The organism is Candidatus Abawacabacteria bacterium (assembly GCA_016207805.1).
In the GTDB taxonomy this organism is placed as follows: Bacteria; Patescibacteriota; Gracilibacteria; order RBG-16-42-10; family RBG-16-42-10; genus JACQZO01.
Genome location: JACQZO010000009.1, coordinates 19,607 through 45,561, shown reverse-complemented (window position 1 = coordinate 45,561; position 25,955 = coordinate 19,607). Strand labels below are relative to the sequence as shown.

Annotated in this window: 29 protein-coding genes and 1 tRNA gene; 5 read left to right on the top strand and 25 right to left on the bottom strand. The window is 41.3% G+C overall.

Annotated features, from left to right (window positions below; genetic code table 11):
- Positions 1-178 precede the first annotated feature (178 nt).
- Positions 179-550: a transcriptional repressor gene (locus HY817_02610; GenBank protein MBI4836127.1), complete on the bottom strand. Its 372-nt coding sequence runs from the start codon at positions 548-550 to the stop codon at positions 179-181.
- 118 nt (positions 551-668) lie between these two features.
- On the opposite strand from HY817_02610, the gene HY817_02605 reads away from it, so the two are divergent.
- Positions 669-1,598, top strand: coding sequence for a zinc ABC transporter substrate-binding protein (locus HY817_02605; GenBank protein ID MBI4836126.1), 930 nt, complete (start codon positions 669-671; stop codon positions 1,596-1,598).
- A gap of 2 nt (positions 1,599-1,600) precedes the next feature.
- On the opposite strand, the gene HY817_02600 is transcribed toward HY817_02605, so the two are convergent.
- The 13 genes from HY817_02600 to HY817_02540 form a co-directional block, all read right to left on the bottom strand.
- Positions 1,601-2,224, bottom strand: a complete 624-nt coding sequence (locus HY817_02600; protein ID MBI4836125.1) for an HD domain-containing protein — start codon at positions 2,222-2,224, stop codon at positions 1,601-1,603.
- A gap of 93 nt (positions 2,225-2,317) precedes the next feature.
- Complete coding sequence (locus tag HY817_02595; GenBank protein ID MBI4836124.1) at positions 2,318-3,235, bottom strand: CYTH domain-containing protein; 918 nt, start codon at positions 3,233-3,235, stop codon at positions 2,318-2,320.
- 45 nt (positions 3,236-3,280) lie between these two features.
- On the bottom strand, positions 3,281-4,180 hold the full coding sequence (locus HY817_02590; protein MBI4836123.1) for a hypothetical protein: 900 nt from the start codon (positions 4,178-4,180) through the stop codon (positions 3,281-3,283).
- Between the two features lie 18 nt (positions 4,181-4,198).
- Positions 4,199-5,077, bottom strand: a complete 879-nt coding sequence (locus HY817_02585; GenBank protein MBI4836122.1) for a hypothetical protein — start codon at positions 5,075-5,077, stop codon at positions 4,199-4,201.
- A gap of 133 nt (positions 5,078-5,210) precedes the next feature.
- Positions 5,211-6,233 carry a hypothetical protein gene (locus tag HY817_02580; protein ID MBI4836121.1) on the bottom strand — a complete coding sequence of 341 codons (1,023 nt, stop codon included), beginning with the start codon at positions 6,231-6,233 and terminating at the stop codon, positions 5,211-5,213.
- A gap of 65 nt (positions 6,234-6,298) precedes the next feature.
- A complete protein-coding gene (locus HY817_02575) occupies positions 6,299-7,180 on the bottom strand; it encodes a hypothetical protein (protein ID MBI4836120.1) in 882 nt (293 codons plus the stop codon).
- A gap of 203 nt (positions 7,181-7,383) precedes the next feature.
- A complete protein-coding gene (locus HY817_02570; protein MBI4836119.1) occupies positions 7,384-8,106 on the bottom strand; it encodes an NUDIX domain-containing protein in 723 nt (240 codons plus the stop codon).
- The gene (locus HY817_02565; protein MBI4836118.1) at positions 8,103-9,104 is read right to left on the bottom strand and encodes a hypothetical protein; all 1,002 of its coding nucleotides are present in this window, start codon (positions 9,102-9,104) and stop codon (positions 8,103-8,105) included. Before HY817_02565 ends, HY817_02570 begins: the two co-directional genes overlap by 4 nt.
- Before the next feature lie 61 nt (positions 9,105-9,165).
- Positions 9,166-10,542 carry a hypothetical protein gene (locus HY817_02560; GenBank protein MBI4836117.1) on the bottom strand — a complete coding sequence of 459 codons (1,377 nt, stop codon included), beginning with the start codon at positions 10,540-10,542 and terminating at the stop codon, positions 9,166-9,168.
- Positions 10,532-11,224, bottom strand: a complete 693-nt coding sequence (locus HY817_02555) for a TIGR03943 family protein (GenBank protein ID MBI4836116.1) — start codon at positions 11,222-11,224, stop codon at positions 10,532-10,534. Before HY817_02555 ends, HY817_02560 begins: the two co-directional genes overlap by 11 nt.
- Entirely contained in the window at positions 11,214-12,110 is an 897-nt protein-coding gene (locus tag HY817_02550; GenBank protein MBI4836115.1) for a permease, read from the bottom strand. Before HY817_02550 ends, HY817_02555 begins: the two co-directional genes overlap by 11 nt.
- 86 nt (positions 12,111-12,196) lie before the next feature.
- The gene (locus HY817_02545; GenBank protein MBI4836114.1) at positions 12,197-12,520 is read right to left on the bottom strand and encodes a hypothetical protein; all 324 of its coding nucleotides are present in this window, start codon (positions 12,518-12,520) and stop codon (positions 12,197-12,199) included.
- Between the two features lie 116 nt (positions 12,521-12,636).
- Positions 12,637-13,593, bottom strand: a complete 957-nt coding sequence (locus HY817_02540) for a hypothetical protein (GenBank protein MBI4836113.1) — start codon at positions 13,591-13,593, stop codon at positions 12,637-12,639.
- Between the two features lie 94 nt (positions 13,594-13,687).
- Here HY817_02540 and uppP point away from each other — a divergent pair, with 94 nt between their 5' ends.
- Positions 13,688-14,470, top strand: a complete 783-nt coding sequence (gene uppP / locus HY817_02535) for an undecaprenyl-diphosphatase UppP (protein ID MBI4836112.1) — start codon at positions 13,688-13,690, stop codon at positions 14,468-14,470.
- A gap of 4 nt (positions 14,471-14,474) precedes the next feature.
- On the opposite strand, the gene HY817_02530 is transcribed toward uppP, so the two are convergent.
- From HY817_02530 to HY817_02520, 3 genes are read right to left on the bottom strand one after another with little or no spacing between them, the layout of a single operon-like run.
- Complete coding sequence (locus tag HY817_02530; GenBank protein ID MBI4836111.1) at positions 14,475-16,166, bottom strand: hypothetical protein; 1,692 nt, start codon at positions 16,164-16,166, stop codon at positions 14,475-14,477.
- Between the two features lie 56 nt (positions 16,167-16,222).
- Positions 16,223-16,852, bottom strand: coding sequence for a hypothetical protein (locus tag HY817_02525; protein ID MBI4836110.1), 630 nt, complete (start codon positions 16,850-16,852; stop codon positions 16,223-16,225).
- 8 nt (positions 16,853-16,860) lie between these two features.
- Positions 16,861-17,262, bottom strand: coding sequence for a hypothetical protein (locus HY817_02520; protein MBI4836109.1), 402 nt, complete (start codon positions 17,260-17,262; stop codon positions 16,861-16,863).
- A gap of 124 nt (positions 17,263-17,386) precedes the next feature.
- Between HY817_02520 and HY817_02515 the strand changes: the two genes are divergently transcribed.
- Positions 17,387-17,878: a hypothetical protein gene (locus HY817_02515; GenBank protein MBI4836108.1), complete on the top strand. Its 492-nt coding sequence runs from the start codon at positions 17,387-17,389 to the stop codon at positions 17,876-17,878.
- A 73-nt stretch (positions 17,879-17,951) separates the two neighbouring features.
- A tRNA-Thr gene (locus HY817_02510) sits at positions 17,952-18,026 on the top strand.
- 56 nt (positions 18,027-18,082) lie between these two features.
- On the opposite strand, the gene HY817_02505 is transcribed toward HY817_02510, so the two are convergent.
- The 3 genes from HY817_02505 to HY817_02495 all read right to left on the bottom strand — a co-directional run bounded on the left by HY817_02505 (position 18,083) and on the right by HY817_02495 (position 21,687).
- Positions 18,083-18,712, bottom strand: a complete 630-nt coding sequence (locus HY817_02505) for a transposase (protein ID MBI4836107.1) — start codon at positions 18,710-18,712, stop codon at positions 18,083-18,085.
- Positions 18,713-19,577: 865 nt separating this feature from the next.
- Positions 19,578-20,084: a hypothetical protein gene (locus HY817_02500; GenBank protein MBI4836106.1), complete on the bottom strand. Its 507-nt coding sequence runs from the start codon at positions 20,082-20,084 to the stop codon at positions 19,578-19,580.
- Positions 20,085-20,088: 4 nt separating this feature from the next.
- The gene (locus HY817_02495; protein ID MBI4836105.1) at positions 20,089-21,687 is read right to left on the bottom strand and encodes a hypothetical protein; all 1,599 of its coding nucleotides are present in this window, start codon (positions 21,685-21,687) and stop codon (positions 20,089-20,091) included.
- Positions 21,688-22,161: 474 nt separating this feature from the next.
- Between HY817_02495 and HY817_02490 the strand changes: the two genes are divergently transcribed.
- Positions 22,162-22,605, top strand: coding sequence for an EVE domain-containing protein (locus HY817_02490; protein MBI4836104.1), 444 nt, complete (start codon positions 22,162-22,164; stop codon positions 22,603-22,605).
- Between the two features lie 2 nt (positions 22,606-22,607).
- Here the strand turns inward: HY817_02490 and HY817_02485 are convergent, their stop codons facing one another.
- The 5 genes from HY817_02485 to HY817_02465 form a co-directional block, all read right to left on the bottom strand.
- Entirely contained in the window at positions 22,608-23,147 is a 540-nt protein-coding gene (locus HY817_02485; protein ID MBI4836103.1) for a hypothetical protein, read from the bottom strand.
- 104 nt (positions 23,148-23,251) lie between these two features.
- Complete coding sequence (locus HY817_02480; protein MBI4836102.1) at positions 23,252-23,482, bottom strand: hypothetical protein; 231 nt, start codon at positions 23,480-23,482, stop codon at positions 23,252-23,254.
- Between the two features lies 1 nt (position 23,483).
- Positions 23,484-24,317: a hypothetical protein gene (locus HY817_02475; protein ID MBI4836101.1), complete on the bottom strand. Its 834-nt coding sequence runs from the start codon at positions 24,315-24,317 to the stop codon at positions 23,484-23,486.
- Positions 24,318-24,378: 61 nt separating this feature from the next.
- The gene (locus HY817_02470) at positions 24,379-25,116 is read right to left on the bottom strand and encodes a hypothetical protein (protein ID MBI4836100.1); all 738 of its coding nucleotides are present in this window, start codon (positions 25,114-25,116) and stop codon (positions 24,379-24,381) included.
- Between the two features lie 92 nt (positions 25,117-25,208).
- Positions 25,209-25,943: a hypothetical protein gene (locus HY817_02465; GenBank protein MBI4836099.1), complete on the bottom strand. Its 735-nt coding sequence runs from the start codon at positions 25,941-25,943 to the stop codon at positions 25,209-25,211.
- Positions 25,944-25,955: the final 12 nt, after the last annotated feature.

Here is a 25,955-nt window from a genome sequence, read left to right as displayed (position 1 = left end):
GCATCTCGAAAGTTTCCTTAGCTCATGGCTAAGGTTAAAAAGAATCTCAATTATGAGAACTGTAAAAAAAGAAAACAAAATACTTGTTAGGCCATAATTATGGCAAATTCACCCGGCAAGTTAAGGTACATAAAATACTACGGGTGTAGTCTAGCAGTTATTACAGTTTTGTGAACAACTAAAGAGTGTTTTTTTGCAGACAAGTTTTACACACGCCAGCAAAGTCGAAACTATGAAATTTGAAGCCAGTTTTTTGCTCCCATTTTTCAATAGTATGATCAAATTCACAAGGCAAATGATATATCTCCAAACAGCGCTCACAACGAAAGTGGTGATGATGATCATGATCATCACCTAATTCATAAGCCTTTTCGCCAGTTGGCAGATGCATTTCTCGGACCATACCAGCTTGCAGAAAAGCATCCAGCGTACGATACACTGTAACCTTGTCGAGCATGGGATCAATACGCAAAATGTCTTTTGCGGAAACTAACTTCTTAGCATTTTTGATAATAGCCAGAATTTTCTCCCTAACTACAGTAAGACGCATAACTTGCTAATCACTCAACGAGCAGCGTAATCAAAAAGGTGACGCAAAGCAAAGTGCAACCAAGTTGCACTCAATCCTCCAACCAGCTAGTATGCAACTGAATTGCAAGTAACTAATTATGAAAACTCACACGTTCTTCGCAAGTTTGATCATCTGTAGTTTAGCATTAAGCAGTTGTGGCAATGCACAACCCATGACAGTAGAAACAAACAAAAAAGAGGTAGTAGCAACATTCTTCCCCTATTATGTCTTTGCTAAAAACTTAGCCGGTGATTATCTCAGCGTTAATTCACTTATTTCGAGTCAAGTTGGTCCTCATGATTATCAGTTGAAGCCCAGTGAAATCAATTTGTTGCGACAAGCCAACTTAGTAATTAAAAATGGTTTGGGCGTAGATGACTGGGTAGAGAAAGCAATTACCACTTCGGGAAGTAGGGCTAAAGTTTTTACCGCTAGCCAAGAATTGACCATCTTGCCTCCTATCGAGGAACAGGTGCTGATTGGTGCCCACGAAGAAGAAGAGGACGAACATGGACCACATGATCCTCATGTCTGGGTGTCGCCACGCAATGTTTTGCAAATTTTGCCACGTATTAGTGCCCAATTTCAACAATTGGCACCTGAACACAAAGCGGAATTGGCCATATTACTTGATCAATACACCAGACAGATCGAAGCACTTGATCACAGTATCAGAACAGAAACAGCAAACTTAACAAATAAACAATTTGTTTCCTTCCATTCTACTACACAATACTTCGCTCGTGATTATGGTTTCACAGTCACTGCCTCTATCGAAGAATATCCCGGTGAAGAGCCGACACCATATTATCTCAAACAGCTGATTGATTATATTAAAAATAATCACATAAAAGTAATTTGTACCGAGCCCCAGTTTTCTCCCCGTATTGTCCAAACTTTAGCCCAGGATTTAAATTTACAGATAATAGAATTTGACCCAATGGAAACCGGTATCTACTCTCCGACTGCATATCAAGATGTCATGCTCAAAAATGTTCACGCCTTAGCTGCTGCTTTAAAAGCGTAGTATTAAGATTTAGCTAAAAAGAACAAAAAGTTGGGCATTTGATCAAGCGTTTTTAGCCAATCATTAATCAGATTAGTTAGAGACTTTTGGATTTTGGGACAGCTCATTAATTGAATCAGGCGATATAGTGCTGGTACTGCCATATCAAGATCCGTAGCAGAAAGGGCGTTAACAAAGTTTTTGTACTGTAAGCATTCCAGATAGTCAGCAAGCTTTGCCAATCTCGCCTCATCAGTTTGGCAGAGATGTGCGGCATCTATTACCGCTTGGATATGTGTCCGTTGCTCACCAAAGTATTGAAGTAGGAATTGATTATTCTCCTCTTCAAAAACCTTAGCAGCTTTGCGGGCAGCAGGATTGTGCTTGGCATAGAACCAATTAATATCACCGCCGAATAATTCACCCAAATCGTGAACCAAACATATTTCCAACACTTGCATAGTATTTATATTGGCACCAGCAAACTGACAATGAAGAGCCATTTGCCAGCCGATAAAAGTAACTAAATAGTGATGTTGAGCAAGATCACTCAACTTTTCTTTGGGCACACCGCTGAGCAAATAACCATACTGAGTTTGGGATCGGGTGAGTTGCAGCAACTGTAGTAATTGACTAAAAGAAGACATGGTAAAAATAGCTATCACTAGCATAAGTGACAGTTAGTAGTATGCATACCGAGTCGGCTCTCGGTATCTACCCATTTTTCAGATAAACCTTCTTTAGGATTGCCTTCGCGAAAACTCTTTTCTTAGTTCAAACCCCTGCGCTTGGGTGATAACATGTGTCTCTACCAAACGAGCCACATCTTGACGTCTCAAATCGCCAGTTGCACATAATGCTTTTAACTGTTTATGAGTCAACTCCCCATGGCGAACAAGAGCTTGCAAACGATCAGTTGGTAGATGTCGCCATAAACATAAAGTAGCACTGCCAGGAACCAGAGGCATCGCTCCTAACTCATTAAGACGCATTCCTATCCAACGGCGATTATTCCCCTCCACCCTGCGAACCAATGCTCTGAGTGCACCTTGACTAATCTCCTGATTTACTTGCTCAATTCGTTCTGCCTCTAAAATACTCCTGACCCTATCAGGATCATGCATGCAGGTACTATCGTCAATAGTTAGAGTTGTCGGACCAGTGCGACTTTTACGGGTAAATTCTTTTCTATCTGTATGGATACCACCGACAATTTCATAATTAGCTCTTTCCAATGCTGTGACCAGTGCAGCAAAACGATCACTTTCGCCATTCAAGGACAAATTTAATTGTCTAGCAATCTCTGCCGGATCTTCAATCTCTCGTTTGGTTCTTTTTTGTCCTCCATCAATCACAGGTAACTTAAGAGTAGCTTCTGTTGGTGAAGTGGCCAACAGATAGCGCAACAACGATAAACGAGTAGTGGCACGTGCCTCATCCATAAACATCATCACTTTTTTCATGTCAGGTTGATAACCACGCACTCGCAATACCACCCCATGTGAACGTAATTGCAAATTTGGTGTATCAACTAAAACGTTTACATAACGCATTTCACGAGGATCACCGAATCTTTGTCTCAATATGTCAGCCGCTTTTTTACGTTGACCTATTGTGAGCCGATAGCGATCTTCTACCTCAATCTTGGCAACTTTCATGGAATAATATAAGAAGACACTATAGTAGACGATCTTTTATTCAAGTCAATGCTCAAGCCGCATTGTTTGAATTGCTTGGTATTGTTCAACAGAAATAATTTCTGCTCTTTGTAGCAAAGCCAAACGTTCATGATCAATTTCACCTACTACTAAAGCTTGGCGGACTTGAGCAGCTTTTATACCACGTTTTTTTAAGATTGCACGGACATCATCTATTGGCATATGGTTAATTACACACAAGGCAGCTGTACCGGGCACTCTAGGCCAATCAGCAATATTTTCTCTTACCCAGGCATTATTTTGTTCTTCAGCAGCTCGTAGCAAATCATTTCTTCGCGCCGCCGTACTAAGAGGATTAATTTCCAAACATGTTTCTACTTCGATAATAGATCTCGGACTGTCTGGTCTTTCTAATTGATGCCCACAATAGTCAGTATTCCAAGCAACTGTCATTTCACCAGTAGCGACCAAAACTTTTCTAAAGTTTGTCCGTTCGGTCGCAATGAGATTGTGAATATCATACCCAGTTGAGATAAGTGCCTCGAGGAGATCGCGCACTGTATCACCCGACAGCTTTTTCACCTGCAGCTCTCGGGCAATGCTTGCTGGTTCATCAATTTCTTCTTTGCCCGCACTATTACCACTGGGCTTTTTTAACATACAAGATACCGCCTCATCTCCCTTTAAAGATGCCAGCAGAGTAGCTAAGTGATGCCTACTTTCCATTACTAAACAGGCAAAGTCTCTACCGACACCTGACAGACGCATTCGCAAATTCCAACCTTTGGCTTGTATCGGCAAATGCTCGCGCGCACCAGATAGCTGATCAAGAAGAAAACTAACAAAACAAGTGTGTTCTGGTGGGTGCCATCCTTTTTTCATCAAGCGGCCCATCTCATGAACTGAGTTACCCTTTACTAAATAGCGTTGCTCAACTTCAATCATAGACATAAGCACTACTTATTATTTTACTCCACTAATATCAATTCCCTGCGATTTAAGTCGTATTAGTTTCCGATCGGGAAGAAAACCCGCGTCTCTGACAGATGCAATTTCTGACACATCAATTGCGCCAACCCTTACTAAAGAAGCTAATCTGGCAGCAGCTCCGTCACGAATTAGGCAGGTGGTATCTGGGTCAGGCATAGAATGACAATTAGCAGCGCAAATTCGCGCGATACGCCAACGTTCATTTCTACTCATTACATCTCGCACTAAACGTTCACTGACAATATCAGGAAGTGTATTGGGAAAAGCAAGCACTGTTTTCATCTCTAGAACCCGGTAGGGTTTACCAGTAATATCCTGAGCAGGGTGAATACAATCATGTTCCAACCATGTTACTTCACCAGGAGCATGGGGATCTAATGCCAGCTGGCGAAAACTATCACGATGAGAAACTACCGCACTATATAAGCTATAGGCTGATGACAAAAGTAATTCAACAATTTCACGAACAGTCTCGATACCATGCCTATCACCTACTAATACCCGAGCCAACTCATCTAAAACTGTTTCCCGGTAATACTGATCAGCATTCATGTCATTAACCCATAACATTGGCTGAAGCAGTTCGGGAGCTATTTCTTCTAATTGGCGCAGCAATAATTGAGGATTACGCATGACACGCAAAACAGCATCTCTAGCTAAACCTTTAACACACAAAGAAAATCCTACTGGCACAACTCCACTGCGCAGGCTTTCATTTACTGGGGCACTAAATACAAAAGTACAGGAATCGTTACTTTCAACTCTTTCCCAGCCAACCATAGCCTGCGCTTGAACTTTTTCATCAACACTTTCCGGTACTAACCTTGCATCTAGCACATCAATTCGGGCCATGAAAATAGACAAGTAGCAACACTACTATATTCAAAGATCTCGTCAAGGAGCAAAATAGAATAAAGGAACGAAAGAGGAGATCATAAAAGACCAAGACCGAGACGAAGACAAAGACAGGAACAAACTGGAAAACTTAAGCCCACTGTTCAACTGCAGCAATGATCTTTTTTGCCATAGTTACTGACCGACCGGGAGTCAAACTGATACCAGTTTCTTTGGCTAGCATAATGCCATCAGCCCCATCTAGAACAATATTAGTTAGATCCAGAACTTCAGCGCGAGAAGGAATGAAAAAGTTCACAATACTATCTAAAATTTGGGTAGAGACAATTACCTGTTTATGGCCAGCTTTAGTAGCTTTCACAATTTGTTTTTGAAAAATGCCTAATTGTTCAATTGGGCAAGTGAGGCCCAAATCCCCTCGAGCAACGAGTACAATGTCCACTGCTGCTACAATATCAGCAATGTTTTGCACGCCTTGCAAGGTCTCTACTTTTGCCACAACTTTTGGTTGCCAATCAATAGTGAGATGAGGCTGCAATAATGCCTGCGCTCGCTTCATATACTCCGCACTATTTACAAAAGAAAAAGCGACCCATTCAGGTTTGAGGACAGCCAACTGTGCCAAATGGGCAAGCATTTGAGGAGTGAAATGATCGACTGAATCCATAACGCTACCCAAATTGATTCCTTTGAACTCGGAAAAACTAGCAGTACTAATCGCTACCGCTTGAAAGCTTTTTTCATCGAGCAATTCGGTCACTTCAAAGCCGGTCTCACCGTCTCCCAAAGTTACTATTTGGCCAACAGTTACTAGTTTTCCAATATCTTCCCAGTTAACTGCTAAATATTCATGGGGATTATCTGAATGCTTCCCCTCTTGAAAACGCATTTTCTGGCCTGCCTGTATTTTGATTTCTCCTCCCGCGAAACTTCCCAAGCGAATCTTGCTACCAGGTAAATCTGCTAGTATTTTCACTTCGCCTTCTTTACCCAATTCACTAATCACGGCTTGAGCTATTTGCACTTTGGCATGCATTTCTTCAGGTGTACCGTGACTAAAATTGAACCGTAAAACAGTGGCGCCTGCTTGAATAATTTCTGCAATTTTTTCTGGGGAATAAGAATTTTTGGAAATGGTGGCAACGATAAACATAAGAATTACAAATTACGAATTACTAATTACGAATGGGAAAAGGAAGAAAGGAAAGAAGTTATGAACTATAGATTACGCATTAGAGGAAAGAATAGAGATGATAAAGCTTCACGCATTTCAACCGACACTTGTGATAGTATTCTGTGAAGATGATCGAGGGGCAACTCGGTATTGGTAACCAAAGCACTTAACTGCGCTGGGACAATACGCTCAGCCTCAATCAGTCTAGCGACATACCTGGGATCAGTGTGAGCGGAGACACAGGCAATTATGGTACTAGGAATGGCTGCCGTTAGTGCCACATCACCTAGTGCGCCAGTCACCACATCACGAATTTTTGCTCTGGCCTCAGCTTCCGCTCCGGCGATAGCCATGATTTCTACTTCAGTCACTTGGCGAATCACTGGGAAATAACCACTTATACCAGTATGAATACAGGTACTATCATCTGCAGTCAGTATCATGCCATCATCAGTCCCATATTCTTCTCTACGTGTAGAAAAACCAGCATCAATGGTATAACCATCACGTTGTAATCGCTCTAGTAGCTCAGCTTCGTTTCTAGCATCACTTCCTAATTGTGCTGCTATTCCTGCCACATCTTCAAATTCTTGGGCAAAACCTAAAGTTGGTTTTGGTAACTTTAGCGTAAACTTGGGTCTCAACCCTAATGCAATCAATAAAGCCAGTCTCTTTTCCTGGGTTATTTCTACCATTTGCTTGATCATTGCCTGATCAGGATTTGCCACCCGAGCACGTAGCCAATTTCCCTTTATTCGCAGTCCCCTCTCAGTCAATGGCTCTCTATGCTCGATACCAAAGTTTACAAAATACTTCTTTGCTTTTAGCTTCGCCCCAACGCATCGCCGCAGGACGCCACGCTGCTGCTCAGAAAAAGCAAATCTTTCTTCTACTTCCCGATCAGCATTCAAATTGGCTAATGTCATAAAGTTTAGGTGAGAAAATAAAATATACTATTTTGTCTGAGAATCTACCGAGCGAGTACTAGGTAGGGATAACAATTCTGAATGCGGAATTCAGAATTCGGAATGGACAGTAAGACGAAAGTTATTTCATAAACTATGATGTATATTTTTCTTAACCAGACTAAAAGCGGGATAACCTCCTCCCTCAATTTTAAATTCAGCATTCAGAATGCTGAATTTAAGAGGCTTTTCTTTTCCCAATAAAATAACGGTAGATCACGAAAGTTTTGTTTTTTGAGCGCTGTGAAAAACTTTACTAATAATTGTAATGACCCATGATGTTTTTTGTGTTCTTGAATCGCCTGTTCAATAGGGCACCAAAAATTTTCTCCGTAGTCAGTCTTCGCTAGTAATTCACCTTCAAATAAATCTGTGCAACAAATATGAAACAGCACATCTTCCACAACCAGAACATTCTGTTTATCTAGATTCACTTGGCGAATCAGACCACACAGCTTGAGATTGGCAGTTAGACCAGTTTCTGTTTTCAATTTGCGCTGAGCAGCTTCAGCCACCAGCTCCCCTTTGCGGATAGTACCACCCATCACGCTCTTTGAATCATAAAAAGGGTGGCGTTTGCGAGTTTGCATTAGTACTTCCAAGTTTTTTCCTTGGCCTCGCAGCACTACTGTGAGTACATTCATTTTGAAGCGATCTGCAGTACGACCGCTGGGACTCAAAGGGTTTTGCTCGGCAACATGATACTTACCCAAATTACTCAGACTATAAATTTTGTCATCTTTACTTACCAAACCCATTTTAACCAGATGCTGTAGATGATAGTTAAAAAGATCATTGCCAATTCCTTCCGGATGAATATCCCCATACTTTAAGCGATCAGCTTTCAACAGTGTTGCTAAAATTTCTTTTTTGACATCTCGCTTCATGCATTTGTTAGTAAAGCTTTAGTAATACACCCTCTTAATTTTTCTACCAATCTAGCACGATCAGGCACTTTATGAAAAACTCCGCCCAACATAATTGCTGAAACTCCTGATCGTACTTGGACAGCAATGTCTTCTCTATCGGCAGCGGAAAGATCCCACTCAGAAAGCATAGAAGAGGCGAAAGCGCCACGGACAATAATTGGCTTACTGGCTGTTCTTCCCACAATATCATCAAATGTGTGGGCACCATAACGATCCCCCATATCTATTACTAATTGGCGTCTGTTTATGACAATGCCATCAGACTTTTGAGCAATGGCAGCTAAGTTTTCGATTCCTGTACCGCTAGCAATCTCTGCTAATACTTTCACACCAGTATCAGATAATTGCACCTGCGCTCTGGTGACAATATCCGCATCTCTCACATCACCTAAAACTATCTGATGGGGACGACGCTCATGCACTGTTAAGCGACGAACAGAAACCACTTGATTATCTGCTATTTGACCATGAGCAACCAAATTATCTTTTGCCCAATGAATAGATTGCTTTGCCAATATACAGCCAGCACATAATGCTTTGGCAACCAATCTTGAACGATCTTCCGCCAGCGATTCTACCTGAAAGGCAATACGGCCATCGCCCATAGTAAAGATATCACCGACCTCGAGACTTAAGGGAATGGTGGCGAGATTGACAGGAATAAATCGACTACCATGATCTAATTTAGGCTGACAAACAAAACTGATTAACTGCCCCTTGATTAAATTTAATGAACGTCTATTCCCCAAGTCCCCAGTGCGTATTTCTTGTCCAGGAATGTGGACTAACACTTGAGATCTTGCAAGTAGCTCTGCTAAAGATTGCCTATTGGCCTCAGCAACAAACTTCTCTACACCCATGCAGACACCATCGATACCAGCAGTAGCAGCTGGACAAGCTGACGACACATCATCAACACATGTTAGAATATTTATCTTATTCGGCTGTCTTGTCATATTAATTCATAAGTAAGCACGCTACTCTATGGATTATTTAGCCACAAGTACCTTTTTATTACTAAGGCAAAAACTGCATACCAGCACCCTGAATATGAAGATCTTTCTCTTCCCCACTAATAAAATCTTTTAGCCATAATTTACCAGTCACAATTTTCCCTTGATAATCATTCCAGCCTGTGAGCACATAGCCCTTATTGTCATTTTCTACACATTGCCAGGCTAATAAAGAGCCATCAGGATTGGGAGTGGGATGGAAAGCAGCACAATCTTCTCGATCAATGACAACTTGGAAGGTATTTTTTTCATAATCAAAAGCGACAATCTTGTCTCTCCGTTCTTTTCCTAAACTGATTTCTTGGGTCCAAACAATCTTTTTTGTTTGAGGGACAAACATCATATCAAAGTTCGTGCTCTCGGGCAGTGGAATCTCTTTTTCATTCCCTTCGGCATTTACTAAGATTGGTTGATTGGTAAGATCAAAAGCATTGACGCTTTGGGGAGCGATGTAAGCGAAATAATCTCCTGTCTCATTGAAACCAACAATATCAGTAAACGTCGTAGCAATTAAAGCACCATTACCTTCAGGCATATCACCCAAAATCAAAGCTCCGTCACTATTGATGTATACTATTTTATTGCCATCGGGCGTGAAATAAAAACTATAAGCACGGGCCTTTCCTGTGGCAATCTCCTGGACTTTTTCACTGGCCATTTCATACCAAGCAATCCCCTCGGTATTGTTGCTCATATTAATAAATGTATATCCGATGCCACTGCCATCTGGTAGCCACTGTAATTCATCTAACACTTTTCCCTGCTCATTATTAACTAATTGTAGGTTGCCCGCATTGAGATCATAGATATACAAACGGAACTCACTACGATCTGTACTATTATCTTTGCTAGTGGTGGCCAATAGAGCCAGATGTGTTCCTAGAGGGGAAACAGAAAACTGTTGGACAAACAAATGCTCCGGCGTAAGCGACTTTACTGTATTAGCCGCCAAAACTAATTGCTGAACCCTTCCCTGTTCATCTAAGAAAAGTAATGATTGCTCCTTCGTTTTTGCTTGGAGAGTGATAGCTGGCATTACCTTACCAGCACGGTCATGAGCGCCAATAAAGGTAATCGTGAAATGCTCATCATAATGCAAAGGTGCATCTGCTGTGAAAGCAAAAGTTCTTCCAGACCAGCTGAACTTACCTTTTATTGCAGGGAAAATACGAAATGAGCTCTCAACGCTTTTTTCATCCATGAGTCGATTGAAGCGAAATAAAAATTGCCCTGTTTGAGCGGCAATAGCTTGTTTTTGACCATTAAAATATTGGATACGTGGCTCGGTGAAATCACCACCAGCCACCATACCGATAATGAAAAGGCTCAATATCAGAACAATACTCCAAGCAACTTTGTCGAAAAATGATCTAAATTTCATAAGGGTCTTCAGGTATAGCAATTAGATCAACCTTAGTGGGAATAACAATTAAAGAGCGCTTACCATCTTTCTCTTCAACTGCCATTTTACCCATCACATGTACCCATTGATCATCCTTGAGGGTAGCCACGCTTTCCTGAGTGCTCTTGATAGGCAAGCTCAAGACACGAGCATCAGCCGCACAACAAGTCAAAATGAAACGCGCGACCAAAGTCTGTCCCTCTTGATGCATAATAAAACCTTTCACATTCACCGCCTGACCTTCATAATGACTAGGTTCAGGGTCGGCATTCAGAGCAATTACCCATTGATATAATGAACGCTTCTCCGGTTTGGTAGCAAAACCACCAGTAGTAAAGCGCCGCCCCACAGTTAAGGCCCCCGTGTTTATCCCACGTTCTGCCGCAGCAATACTGGATAGAGGTTTGAGATCAGTGAAGCAAATCAGTAAAAGGGGCAAGCACAAAAGGAGTATTCGCCATCGCTTCAGCTTCACAGCATGATAATGAGCTAAGCTAAAAATACTGAAAGCAACCAACAACATGATTACTGCAGCGGCCACAGCTAAAGGAACGAAATCTGGGTGTAAGAAAAGTAATAGCTTCTTTTTTGCCAACAACCAGAGAAAGCCAAGCCCGTAACCAGCAAAAAGAAAAATGAACAGTCCTTTTTTAGCTAACATAGAGATTCATTAGCAAAGTGAGCACAAATACCAATTGCAGAGTAAGGATAGTCATGAGCACAATAGCCTTGGTTTTGAAGGTAGTCGACATCATAATGAGACTTTTGATATCAATCATAGGGCCAAAAACTAAGAAAGCGAGAATAGCTCCGCTAGAAAAAGTGGAAGCATAGGCTAGAGCAAAGAAAGCATCAACATTGGAACAAATAGAAACCACAAAAGCTAATAACATCATTACCACAATTGATATCACTGGCCCGGTACCCAAAGAAGTGATTAACTGTCTCGGTAAAAATGTTTGTACGGCAGCTGCGATCAAACCACCAATCACCATCAATACCATCATTTCAGCAAATTCACTTTGCATATTTTGCATAAAAGTAGACCAGCGAGAATGGGTATGGGCATGTTCGACATGACAATCCACAATGCTAGTTTCTTTGACAATTTCACGTTTGTCCTTGGCAAAGCTAAAAATATAGCCAACAATAATAGCCACGATAAAGGCGAAGACAAAACGCAGAATTACTATTTCGGGAATGTCACGGAAGGCAGCATAGGTTGAGAATACTACTATTGGATTTAAGACTGGTGCTGCTAGAAGAAAAGTGACTGCCAAATAAGGAGGAATACCTTTCATCGTAAACTTTCGAGCTAGAGGAATATTGCCACATTCACATACTGGGAGCAGAAAGCCGGTAAGAGAGGCATAGAGCAAAGCTAAGAACTTATTACGAGGAATAAAACGAAGCACTTTTTCTTCGGTAATAAATAAAGAAAGTAAACTCGAGAGTATTACGCCAAGTAAAATAAAAGGCAAAGCTTCTATCACTAGACCTAAGAAAATGATGAAGAAATCATTGAGTTGCGATGGGAGAGAGAACATGGGGGCAAGCAATTACGAATTACGAATTGCGAATTACGAATTATGAATTATGAATGAGGTTCAGAAAAGAGTGATAAATAACAGAACTATGCTAATGATTTTGCTTCCCTAGTTGTTACTAGCGCTTTCAATGTTTGGCGTAATGCCATTTCGTTACGAGTGCTGTCAGTAAGCCTTAGAGCGTCATCCACATCCCGTTCAAGAATACTTTTCTCTAACATATTTGCTAGGGCCTCCTGCCAAACAGTCTCATCCCAAGGAAAATCTATCATACTTTGTATCTTTATCTTGATCCGTGCTTCGGAAATAGCCTCCGGATATTGATAAAGAAATATCATAACAAAAGCAATCACTATGCGCAGCATTGACTGTTGTGACTCGGGATTTTCTATGGATTGAGCGAGACTCATATAGTACGAAGCTTACTAGCCTGTAGTATATAGATAGAACTGAATTAGGAAAACTTGACTGGGAAATAGGGGGATGGAGAGCTAAGAGCTAAGAGCTAAGAGCTAAGAGCTAAGAGCTAAGAGCTAAGAGGAATGCGGATTACAGTTTGAATGCAATCCAATGCTACTAGATTGCTTGTTGGGATACACTCGGTAATCAAACTAGGTGGGCCTGGTTGGATAGCAGTACTACTAGAGGCTTGGCAGTCATCAGCAAATGTCACTTGGGGATGAGAGTCCTCTAGGGTTTTATTACCTGCCGCTATTACCAGATTGTATCTGTCTGGAGCCTGAGCATTAGTAGCTAGTTTTTGGACAAACATCAGGTATACCTCTTCTAAAAGAGCAGCCGATACACCAGTACCTGCCAATGCTTCCACTGCATCATCTAACTTCACTAAAAATCTCCCTTCATCTCCAGGAATAGGACCAGGAGTTTCTCTGTACGCAGCTGGCGCTAATGCTCCGAAGGTAGTTTTGCGCAAGGACAGCAGCCATGGAGGACAGTCTTCTTTTGACTGAATTGTCCTACTTACATTGTAATCTAACATGCGTGGTGCAGCATCTAAATTATTATAGTCACATACGGTAAAATCTTGACCTAATCTTTTCTTCAAAAAACGCTCAGTCCATTTATACACATCGGCTAAAGACATTTTTCCGGGAACAAGAGATAAAGCTTCATAGCCTTCTGCTTGCTTTGCGATATAATAAGCAAGATTATCTAGTATCGCCGCTACAATTTCTGCCAATTGAGGAAAACAATGAAAGCCTTGATTATCATCTTCATATCCCAATTCTCCACTGTTTGCTGATACCTGAATAAAGTTTGCTTCCCGCAAAAGATCCCGCCACTCAGCATATTGTTCTGCTAACTTTAAGCTCCTTAAGTAGGCTAATGCAGTGGTTTGATCGAATTCTGGAGAGATATTATCCCCTTGATCCTCAATCCAGCATTGCACCATGACAGGAATCTGTCTGTTATCGTCGATATTGTCATTGGTTAGTATATCAGGAGATCTTGATGAAGCCATATAGATAGTAACTATTTAATTAAGAAGCATACACTTTTCTGAATTATTGTAAATTACAATTCATCCTTGTACTTTACTAGTACAAACTTATTCTATGCTCTCCTTTATTCTCCTTGGCATTATTCAAGGTCTCACTGAGTTTTTACCTATTTCTTCCAGTGGGCATTTGATTTTGGCCAGAGATATTTTAGGATTTGTTACCCCCTACCCGCTGGCTGTAGATGCTATATTACAACTAGGTACTATTGGAGCTGTTTATATTTATTTTGCTCCTGAACTTTGGCAGTTATTAAAAAGCTTTTTTCAGGGAAAGCGCACGCTTGGTTGGGCAATACTAGTAGGCACAATACCCGCACTACTTATTGGCTTGATAGCAGAAGAATATATTGATCTTTATTTACGTTCCGCTTGGGTAGTAAGTATGGTGTTGATTGTCGGAGCATTGCTTTTTTTGCTTACCGAAAAGTTCTTCTCTCAAGGAAAGGATCGAATTGAACAAATAACCATAAAAAGTGGCTTGATTACTGGCATAGCCCAATGTTTAGCCTTTATTCCTGGATTCTCTCGCTCTGGCGCTACCATTATGGCTGGTATGACGCAAGGATTAAGCAGAGAAGCTGCCGCACGCTTTTCTTTTTATCTTTCTTTGCCGATTATCACTTTATCAGGACTGAAAAAACTTTATGACTTATCTCAAATAGGACTGCCGCAAGGAATTGGTTTAGAATTAACTATAGGAACAATCATTGCTTTTATTGTCGGACTAGCTTGTATTCATCTCCTATTGAGCTATCTCAAAAATCATTCTTTAGCAATCTTTGCTTGGTATCGCATTATTTTAGCAATGCTCTGTTTATTTATGCTCATTAGCCGCTAAGCTACTAGCTATGCTCTGCCAGATAACACTGCTCACAATAAATATTTGCATTATTGTCAGGCTTATACGTTGTATAAAATTCCTTGCCATCTTTGGGGCAATTACGTTTATAAAAGATCTTGGCATTACGAGCATGAACACGATGCAAATGGCGAATATCAGGGTGACTATCAGGTAGCGGTATGTTATTAGCACGATAGAAATCTAATTCTTGGCGGATAATACGAAAAGGTTTTTCCGTTTCTTTGCAGAGAATAGCCTGATCCAAAATGGAATCAGAAACATCAGCAATAATTGCTGGTAAAGTGGCCACCGCTACTGCTGGCACTTGTGGCAGTGGCGCTTGGTAATCGCTCCAATTCATCCCCTTCTTTAAGGCCTCTTCTTTGCTCAAAGGATATGCTACTGAGGCAATAGTTTCATTGTAGCTAAAGGGTGCTAAGTGAGCAGGAAAAAATAATCCCCATTCTCCAGTTTTTTGCATATGCTCAATAATCTTGGGTACTAACTCTTCATATACTTCTTTGGTGTATTGCTTATTGAATATACAATAACGGGCATGATTTCTAAGACCAATACAGCCGAAACAATCTTCTACATTGAAACAATGATCACAGTAGATAACATCTCGTGATCCCCAGACAAAGGTAGTACAAATAGCATGATAGAGCTTGAGTCCAGCACTCATCACATTGAAACACAATTCAACCCCATCGGCTCCCTCACATGAGTCCACTGAATCTACTATTCCTCGAGCAAACCTTGTGACGTAAACGCAATCTTGAGCCTCCTCCAGATCGAAACAATAAAGACAGTTTTTGCAATCAACTAGATAGTCACCTAAACAGCTCTCAGCATTACGCAAATATAAGGGGCGATGAGGTAATAGCTTGGCAAAATCGGCAAATTGTTTTTTTATTTCCTCAATTTTCTGTCGTGATAAGTGTCCTTTAAATTCTGTGAGCCTCTGCTCGAATTCCTCTTTGGTAAGTTGCTCATTGAACCAACAATAACTTTTGCTACGCAAACCGAAACAACCAAAGCAGCTCTGACAGCCAGAACAATCTTCACAAAAATAAATATCACTGCAATGACCACAGTCTTTAGAGAAAAAGGAGCGATAACAATGATCACAGTGAATAGTATCGTAGGAAACTTCATTAGCTAAACTCATATAACCGTCTACCACATTTTTTGAATGGTACAATACACCACCATACATACAGTCTTCATTTGCTGTGGATGGCGAACAGAGATAACAATTCCTATTATCTGAGCCAATAGCAATATAGTCACTATTGTTGGGATTTTTGTTAATCATCGCCAAACGTGGCACAGCCTGCATCAATTCAGCAAATTGCTCAAAAAAAGGCCGCGAGAAATCAAAATCCCTACCATATGCCAGTGGATCCCACTGATCACTCCACCAAGCAGTCATGCTATAGACTGGAAAAGACTTTTCTGGATGATAGACAGATAAAATATCATTACCAGTTAAAGCACACTTTCGGCGATACAGATTTCTATCATTACGAAAAGCCAAACGATTTCTCAGTCTTTCTTGGGGGCAGATTGTGGGTAAGGGTAAAGCAAATTTACGCCCATTAATTACTGGACTAATTTTGTCGAGTAGTTGCTCTTCTAAAGGAAGAATTTGAAACGGTGTTCCTGTGATACGGCAATTTACTTCTTTCATAATTCATATTCATTTGGCAATAAAGTAGCATAAGTGCCCTCAACCGTCGCGCGATTTTATTTGCCTTCAAGGACACGGCTGATCTGTTCCCTTAACACATGCCGGACATGCTCATATTGCTCATTACTCCCTGCTCCAATCCGATAACGCATAAATTCATTCATTGCTAAACGTTGGCACCATGGCAAGGGCTTTTCTAATAAAGCAGCTAATTGTTGTAAAACAGCCGGCTCAGGATAGGCATTCACTACTGCAGTGACAACGGAATGAGTATCAAAAGCCGCCCCCATTCTTTGACGTAAAGATGAAGATAAGGATAATGTTAAGTTTCTCAGGTCAAAAGCATGTTGCTGGAGAGTAGGAATTTCCCGACGATAACTAACTTCAGCATCTACCCAAATTGGCAAACCATCTTCAGTAAACACAAGATTAGGCAAAATAGCTTCACCAACCACTTTCCCTTGGCTGTGCATATATGCCAAAGCTGTGGTCATGGCTGGTATATGTTCTATCCAGTCCTCTGCTGACATATCCCCAGCCCACTCAAAAGGGCCCCAGTCACTAACTTCATGCGGACGAGCAATAGCATCATAGGCATTCACGGAAGGAAGAAATGGCTGTAATATCAATCTTTCTCCAGTTGGGTCAGGATTTTCTCGTCCCCAATCTGAAAGTGCAGGGAGCATAGTGTTTTCTACCACCTGTTGTTTCCATTCATTTGGCCGTGGTTTGCGATTTCATCACCAATTAGAAATTCTATTAAGCGATCGGTTTGTAATCGTCTTCGTCCTGCTCGATAATTATATACAGCCCATAATTCTAATCCTGCTTGAGATCTTAGTATCCGTGACTGTGTGGTCCAGCCTTGTACTTGGGCATCATAACTCGCTGGCACTTTTTTACCAGGAATTCCGTCTCTATCAGCCATGCGCATCCAGGGATGTAATAAGGCTGCTAATTCTTTTCGGACACTATCAGGGAGATTAATTTGGTTGTTTGCCTCATCCCGATATTCTTGAGAAATATTCCCCCAAATTACTGGTGCTAATTTCTCCCCATATTCATGCACTGATATTGAAGCAAGTGTATTAGCCATATATTTGGGTAAGTTAAGATTAAGATAACATAATTTGGGCTCTTGCTAAAAAATAATTTGTATTGCGATGCACTCTTGATCTTACATTTTATTCTGCTATTTTGACCGTCGCTAAGATATACTCATGTCCCACAACTGTGTTGAGACCGATTTTTCAGCTTCGCAAGGAATTGCTTTTGAGCATAAGAAAAGAGAAGTAAGTCCTCAGGAAATTGAGCTAAGAGCGTTGTTACTTTCGATTAGAAAAGTTCTTGGTACTATCCTGAGAGCTGATCATGATATTTATGCACCTCCATTAGTAGATACTGCTAAAGTAAGTGTTATATTTGATGATAGTAAGGACACTGCTCGGGCTGAAGCAATACTGAGTTATATTGATCCTCAAGAGAATCGCCGAGTTTATTTAGCAGTACCAACAGAATTTTCACAACACGCGATATTTGGTGAAATTAGCATTGAAGATGGCATATCATTATTGCGTGAGTTCTATGCTAAGTTACAAAATCCTTTAGCAGTGCGCCTACACTTTCATAATATGTTCCCGGCAGCTTCAAATGGTTCTCATGATGGGAATGATCCCACGCTTTTACATCAAACAGACAGACAAGTTTGCTAGATGAAGGTTATTTGCCATAAAAGTCTTGAAGAAAATAAGAGAAGCCAGTAAGATGCTGACGTTTTGGCAATAGGCCACTTTAGCTCAATGGTAGAGCAATCGCTTTGTAAGCGAAAGGTTGTCGGTTCAAGTCCGACAAGTGGCTCCACGAGCTCGCACCAATCCAGGCGAGCGAGTGGATACCGTCCCAAAATGGGTTGTTTTTTAGTGAAATAAGCTAGGTAAGAAGCCATTTCGTTTTTTTGTTCTTCCAATCGAGTTTGTACCATTCAAATATTTGAACTTACGGCTACAGTCTGTGAATAGCTTGTATCTTCTTCTGAGTATGTATGCATTCAGCCAGAGCCTCGCTGTCCGAAATGTTTCAAACCCCTTTATACTCTTTAATCTCCCTTCAAGATGGGAGTTGTACAACTCAATGAGATTCGTATCTCTCGGTGCTCCTACATATTCAGCTGCTGCTGTTAATAAACCTGTATAGCTATCTATCTTTAGCATGTACTGAAATACTACTGGATCGGCTTCATACCTCCTCATGATTCGGTATGCTTTCTTCTCAAAGTCTGGACGCGTAATCTTTTTACGAAATAAGAGATTCACTATGTCCGTAAGAAACGGTCGGAACTTCTCTTCTGTTCTGGTTTGTAATGCTCTTCGGATATTCTCTACAAAGTGCACCTGACATGTTTGGATACGCACATGAGGAAACATATACTGTGCTGCTCTCATAATATTTTCATTGTCATCACAGATGACTAAGCTTAAGGGATAGTTTGCCGATTTCAGGAGACCAAAGTACTTCAGCCATGCTGCATAGCTTTCTGATCGTGCCAACGTAAAGACTGGTAGATCATGCGTGAAATAGTCTATTCCCCAGAGTAAGGGTATTTTCTTAGCAGCCCCTTTGACCCGAACATACTTCCCATCTACGACTAAGATGCCACAGAACCGGTTACAGTACTGAAACGTTATGTCATTGTTATGCGGTAGTTTTTCTAACTCTTCTAAGTACTGTCTTCCTACGACTGATTTTGTGCTGTGTGTATGCCGGGCTATGTTTCTGATTGCTGTTCCATCGATGTGATCTCTGAGGATGTGTTTCTTTCGTGGCCGGTAATCTATGCTAAAGCTCCGTTCGCATTGATCACAGAAAAATCTTTGCAGGCCTCGTCGCTTCCCGTGCTTTCGTACTTGTTCCTTGGAACAGAACTTACACCGAGGCTTTTTTGTGCATAGTAAGTTACCTAAATTGTCCTCTTTACTCTACCACATCATCCAAAACCCCCATTTTTAACACCCATTCTGGGACGGTATCTTCCTCGTTCCTCATTCCTAGGAGCATTTTTGTATCTAGGCCTTTTTGCGAGCTCAAGGAATCAGGAGCAAGGAACTAGGAATTGATTGAATAAGAATATTTTCATAATTTATTTAGTAAAATAAACTTGTGTTGCTGTGTTGAACTTGTTACTAGAAGATGAATTACAGATCGATCAGCGCATGAAATGGAAGCAGGCGTTATTGATTATACACAAAATGTTGAGTGGACTAATCACCTCCATGATTCAGAGTAATTCACCAAGAAATTAGTCAGACTTTTTTAATTTTCTCCAAACTACAACTAGCAATCGGGTAACTCAGATCTTAAACAAAATACATACCCAATTTCATCCTCTGCTATTCAGTTTTTGGATGACAATTTCTATAGGTTCTGCAAATTACCAGCAACGCGAATTCTCTCTCGGGCCGCATTTAGTAATGCTGGTACGATAGTAGTAAGGTCGTCAGTGGTAGGTAAATCGATACGACCGGCCTGCCATACAGCTTGTGGGATAGCACTATATAAAGGTTCTTTATAGATAGTCTGGTCTGCATGATAAGGAATGCATGCTAAGTAGTCGCCATTACGCAATTGTTCTTCAGTCCACGGTACACCTATGTAGGTACACGGAAGAACTACCAGCACAAAGGCTGTCCCTACGCCATGATGTGGCCGTTGTAACTTAGCTTGCATGCGGCTCATAAATGCAGCCCACGCTACTTCCCCAATTGCTGGTGTTAGTATCTCTTTGAGTGCTTCTAAATAATCTTTTATCACGATGACCTTAGGGTTAGTGGCATCATTAAGAGCCATCTTAGCTAAGGCGACCCCATGACAGAAGTCAGTAATTACTGATGAAGGCTTATCCGGATCCGAAAGCTTAAGCATAAAATTAATCAGGTAATTGGGCAAAACTTTGATAGAGACCATCTAACTCGCCTGTTGCCATACATTGTGATGCCACTCTTTCCAAATCTTGAGCAATGTCTCTTAGCGAACGTAAATTCGCAACTGGCACATTCATATTACCTAATTCATCCACTAATGCGAGCAGACCATGAAGCGCTGGAGTAGGAAACTGCGTCGGATCTAAGGCTAGTTTCACTTTAAGATCAGATACACGATAAATCTCAGGATTTTGCCAATCAGCATATATGCCGCTAAGAATGCCGGCACTTTGGAGAAGATCAATTATCATCACTGCCAAAGCCTGTCGGTCAATTACTCTGATATCGTGGCCTTGCTCAAAAGCCTGAACTATATTTACAACATTTGCAAAAACTGGAGTTAAGCCAATTGGTTCTAATACTTCTCTATCACCCTGCGTATAGGCACGGAATAGTCCCCCCTTACTGGGATGATCATCAGACAGTTCATATTTAAGCCTCTCATCAATCGTTGTGGTACTACCTGGATCAGAAAGTATCAATTCACCTCTATGATTTACTAATGTGTTCTCAGGTTTAACATCACAATGAGCCAGTCCTGGATCTTGGTAATTAGCAATAGTATTACACAAACCAGCTAAGGCAAGAATTTTCCGTGAAGGTAGGATACTTTTGTCTTTAGCATAATCAATACCGTCACAAACCTTGCCATTTTTGTCAGTAATCTTTTCATAGACTAGTACTGGCAAACCATTGGGCCGAGGTTCGGTGACTGCTAGACATCTTGCCACACCGGGAATGGGATCTCTTAGATAGAGATTCGCATTAGTCGCTTCTCTCATATATGCAGTGATCCGCTCTTGTTCTTTTCTTTTTTCCTCAGCTCGCTTTGCCGCATCTTTACCTTCTCTGTCTGCTAAAATAGGCTCTTTGATTACTACTCTCGTTAAAACATTATTCTTTAAAATATAACCATCTTTCACCACGCCAACGCCGCCTTTCCCCAGAACACCGCCTTCTTTCAAGGAAGCCAGGGTATAAATACTGACAACACTACCATCTAAATCTCTCAAATATTCGCCACCAATACACAAAGCTTCGCGTAGGGCAAAGTCATTAAAAACTGCTTCACGATTGGCAATCACGGCATACACTACTTCATTTGAAAGTGCAGGATATTTACCAAGATAATCATTAGCATTTGGTCCAGTCCAATTGCTGCCAAATGTACTGTAGATGTCATCCAGCAAACGCGCTAACTGTGCTCGTCTCTCCGCAAGTACCTGCTTTAATCGTTCTATTTCTAATTCAGCATTATCTAAATCAGGTCCCGACTTAGATAATGCTGATAAAGCAGGTTGAGGCAAACTTGATGCCATTACTCCTGTTGCTCGTTCATCATCTTCCTTATCCCTATCATCCGATGGATGGTCTACCACAGTATTTCTCTCCTGCTGAAGAGTAGTGTTTGCTGTTAAGCCACTAAGTATACGGTTAAGAGGCCCACCATCTAACTTAAATCGGGTAGGATCATAAGTAGGCACTGTGGGTTCTGGCTCTGTTACAGCTCCAGCACGTAATTTCTGATCTAATTGCTCAGCCATTGCCTATATTTTTGTTTTCAGATAATTGTACCATAAAATGGATAACTAGCGGACAGGTAGTATCCTAGCAGGGAGGACGAGGGACGAGAGAGAAGATCATGGAAGACCAAGACGAAGACTAAGACAGAAGACAAGATATTAATTTTGAGCGGCACACTTTTTATTATGTCACAAGTATCCTTCATTTCGATGAGCAAAGCTTTCCAACTTTTTCTAGTTTTTTTTCTGTCTTCGTCTTGGTCTTTGTCTTCGTCTTTATGATCTTCTCTCTCGTCCCAATTCGTTCCCTAAAGTATTATTGGACAAAATGCCTCGTCCCAACACAATAATGGCAGCAGCAGGAGTAATCATTCCCATAACTTATGTGTTATCAAAAACCTTTGACTTGCCAATGGTACCTTATTCTTGTTCATCTCCACCACTTGTATTTATCTTACTCAATTGATTAAGTGTTTAGTGTAACCTGTTTACTCTATGAATTATTGGATTCTAAAAAGTGAGCCAGAAGCTTATAGTTTTGACCAACTGAAGAAGGATAAAAGCACAGCTTGGACTGGAGTGAGAAATTATACAGCCCGCAACAATTTAAGGAAAATGGCAGTCGGAGATATTTGTTTCTTCTACCACAGTGGAGACGAGAAGCAAATTGTAGGTATAGCAAAAGTGATAAAAATTGCTTATCCAGACCCAACTGCATCAGGCGAAAATTGGACCACGGTGGATATTGCATATATAAAGCCCCTGAAGCCTGTTGCTTTGAGTAAGATGAAAGCCACCGAGTCACTAGAAAATATGGCCATGCTGAAACAAGGACGCTTGTCAGTAAGTCCTATTACCGAAAGCGAGTACTCTCAAATCTTGTACATGAGTGATCCTGCTCAATTTCTCAATGATAATGCCTGTATCGCTGTTAAATAAGCTTATTCACTAATGGTATCAGCAGGTCCCTTATGATAGAGCTGTTTCATCTTGGTAGAATCAGCCAAGGCTTCTAATAAACGAGTGCGAAAGGTTGCGGATGACCACAGGTGACTTTGATCTGGTACGATATCTCGACAGGAAATATCAAATGGAAGAGTAGGTGCTTTGTAAATACCTTTATCAGTAACACTATCAGGCAATAAAGAAACATTTGCCTGCGTATCCAAACCAAAGGGAATCAAAATCTCCAATCGTAAAGAACCTTTTGAAGTAGCTGGCTTGATAAAAATTTCTAATAAACAAACTCTCACTCCAGCCACCTCAGCCTCAGATAATTGGGAAAAGCGTACATCAACACTTGCTGTATGGTCTGCAGCAACAGGAATATGATCGAGGCTCCACTGTAAGTGTGGTTTTTCATGACGAGCTGCCTCTGAACAAAGTCTATGTAGATAATCTCCAAATTTCGCTGTTTGGGCGACAAAGCTACGATCCAAAGCACGGATTAAACCAGAATGGTGTCTACCAGGATGACTCATAATAAATAACTTATGTCATAAAAAGAATGACAAGTTATTATAAAGGGCTTACTCAAGAAGTCAATGCTCTGTTGTGTGTAATACTGTTCAGCAACTAAGGTTTGTTAGAATCCAATACGCCTTTTTCTGGGAAGACTCCATGGCAACTGTTCATAGGGAGACGGTACTTGGGGGACAAAAGGTTCTCTCGCCGGCACAGGCTGCGGGGCTTCAATTGGCAGAAAGCCTGGCGCATAAGGACCTGCAGGAGATTCGTGTTCTACAATTTCCCGAATCCCACTACGGAAGTGCGCATCACTTCCTATATGCCGCTTTCTTTCTAATTGTTCTGGCATACTAAGCTTTAGCCTTTATTGCACTCAACATCGCTCTCGCAAGCAAGGGTGCTACCGCAAGATCAATGCCCATTACATCAGGCTTGAAAGGGGTGGTTGGGGTTATTTTTTCCGGACAAAAATTTGGAATCATTTCTCCTTGATTCGACACACGATAAGAGAACCATACGCCAGCAGGAGTACGCCGCACGGTCATTTCATATTTGTTTCCATTCGGAGCAAAAGCGATTGAATCAAAGCTTTCACCTGGTGCCATTAGATTGCATACTGCTACCAGGTAACCAGCTAAAAGCTGTGATTCCGGAGCAGCACTCACAGCAGCCTCCTTAGTTTTGAATTCTGCCAAAGCCGTACCCTGCATTGCTGGCATTGCTTGCGTTAGTTTACCCACCGGCAACATTCCCACTGACGAAACTCTACCATCACTGGTAGTGGCTGTCATAAAAACATTTAATACTGCTTGAAATACAGCAACCATTTCTGCTGTTTCGAAGTCACCATAAGTCATTATCTGGTCACGTTCATTTAATCTTCCCATAAACGTGGGCAAGGAAGAATCTCCTAAAGTGATACAAGAGAATTCTAATCCCTCCTGACTCAAATTGAAATCCACACTATAGCGCTGCCCATTAGGCACAGCAACAACATCACCAAACGATGCTAAGCCACGCGCTTTCATTTGGGCAACACAGGCACTTAAGTGTGGCTTCAGCCCTCTGCCTTTAGCTCCTTCCATTGCCGCAGCAACCATTACACGAGTTTTGCGTAATTCAACAAGATCAGCCTCCATCCCATCCCCAATCTCAGGCCCTTTGCCAGCTAATACATCAGTCATAATTTAATTTAAAGAGAGTGCAGTGTAACAAGAGACACATTTAGACTCAAGAGCCATCTCCTCAAATTACTGCCCGCCACAAAGGAGTTCCCCTCAATAATTGACCTTCTTCTACCATCCGCCCATGGACTACTCGGCAATAAGTTCCTTGCTGCAAGAAATATTGTGTATCCATTAAGAGTACTGAATCTGCATGCCAATGATGGCGATATATCCAATCTTGATAATGTTTAGCTACTTCCGCCATAATCTCACGTATAGCGTGTCTCGTGTAAGGACAAGGGACATTAAATTCCTGAAAAGCCTTTTCAAATGCTGAAACTGTAGGACTTTTATCGGGGCCAAATAATCTGATCAAAGTATCGCGCACGGATTCTTGATAAGCAGCTAACTTCATTTGGGTCATTATTTTCAAAGCAAGAAAAATAATATCCGCTGATGCCACAAAAGTATCAGGCTCTCGAAGAGTATCGCCGTGGGATTGGGCTAACATAATTAACTTTCTTCCATCTGCACCATCAGAATGCCAAGGCAAACAAGGCAAATTCGGTTCGACGCGCAAACGTTTCCAGCGTAAAAGATTGTGATCTTTAATAATTGCCTGTTCAATAGCTAGCGTGCCCCAAGTGTGTAGAGCAGCCAGAACTTCGGGAAGATTGCTATCCAGCCAGTCATCAAATACAAACTGGCCATCTTGAGGCTGTAGTCTCTTACCAAAGCCTCCAGGGAAATAGCCGGTTCTTCCCTTTGGACATAGCACAGTAGTTTCAAAAAGTTTACCATTAATACTCTCAATCATTCCTAATACAAAAAGCTTCAGATACTCTCAATGTTACTATGAACTGTCAATGTCTTCCTATAATTTGCCTATTCACAGTATCTGCTTTTATTTTAGATAGCACTATGCCATGGTAAGTCCCCTTGTGCAGTCTCATCTTCAGGAATCATACGAGCATGAACTACTCGACTAAAGTTACGCGTGCCTCTGAGAGTATATTTAGTATCGATAAGCAATACGCTTCCTGGTGACCATCTATGCTCGTAGACCAAGTCCGCTCCCAGACGTTTCGCTTCATCTATTATTCTTCGTAAAGTGTGCCTGGTAATCCTACAAGGTTCATTAAATTGATAATGCAAAGCAGCAAAAGTATTGGCACATGGTTCTTGTTCGGCAGCCAATAAAGGTTGTAGCTTAGCTCTAATATCCGGGCGTATGGTTGCAGCTTGTGCTTGAAAAACTTGCTGCAAAAGACGGAAAGTTGCTTTTGCTGGAGCAACTAATGTGGGCATATTTCGTGGTCTATCCTTTACCCCTTGAGCCAATACTATTACTTCAAAGCCCATCCCCCCATCAGCATGCCAAGGAGCAGAAAATCTGGCACATGGCCCATGGAGACGAACCCATCTGGGCAACTTCTCGCGAATAGCTGCTGGATTAATAGCAATAGCCCCCCAAGTTCTCACTAGAGCTTGCACTACTTTACGATCACGATCTAACCAATGATCAAAATCCAAGCAATGATCAGGAATTAATTCTCGGCCAAAACCTTCAGAATAAGTCTGCGATCTCCAATTGGGACAAAGTATATTTCCCGAAAATTGAACGCCATTGATAATCTCAGACATAGTAAAGTAACG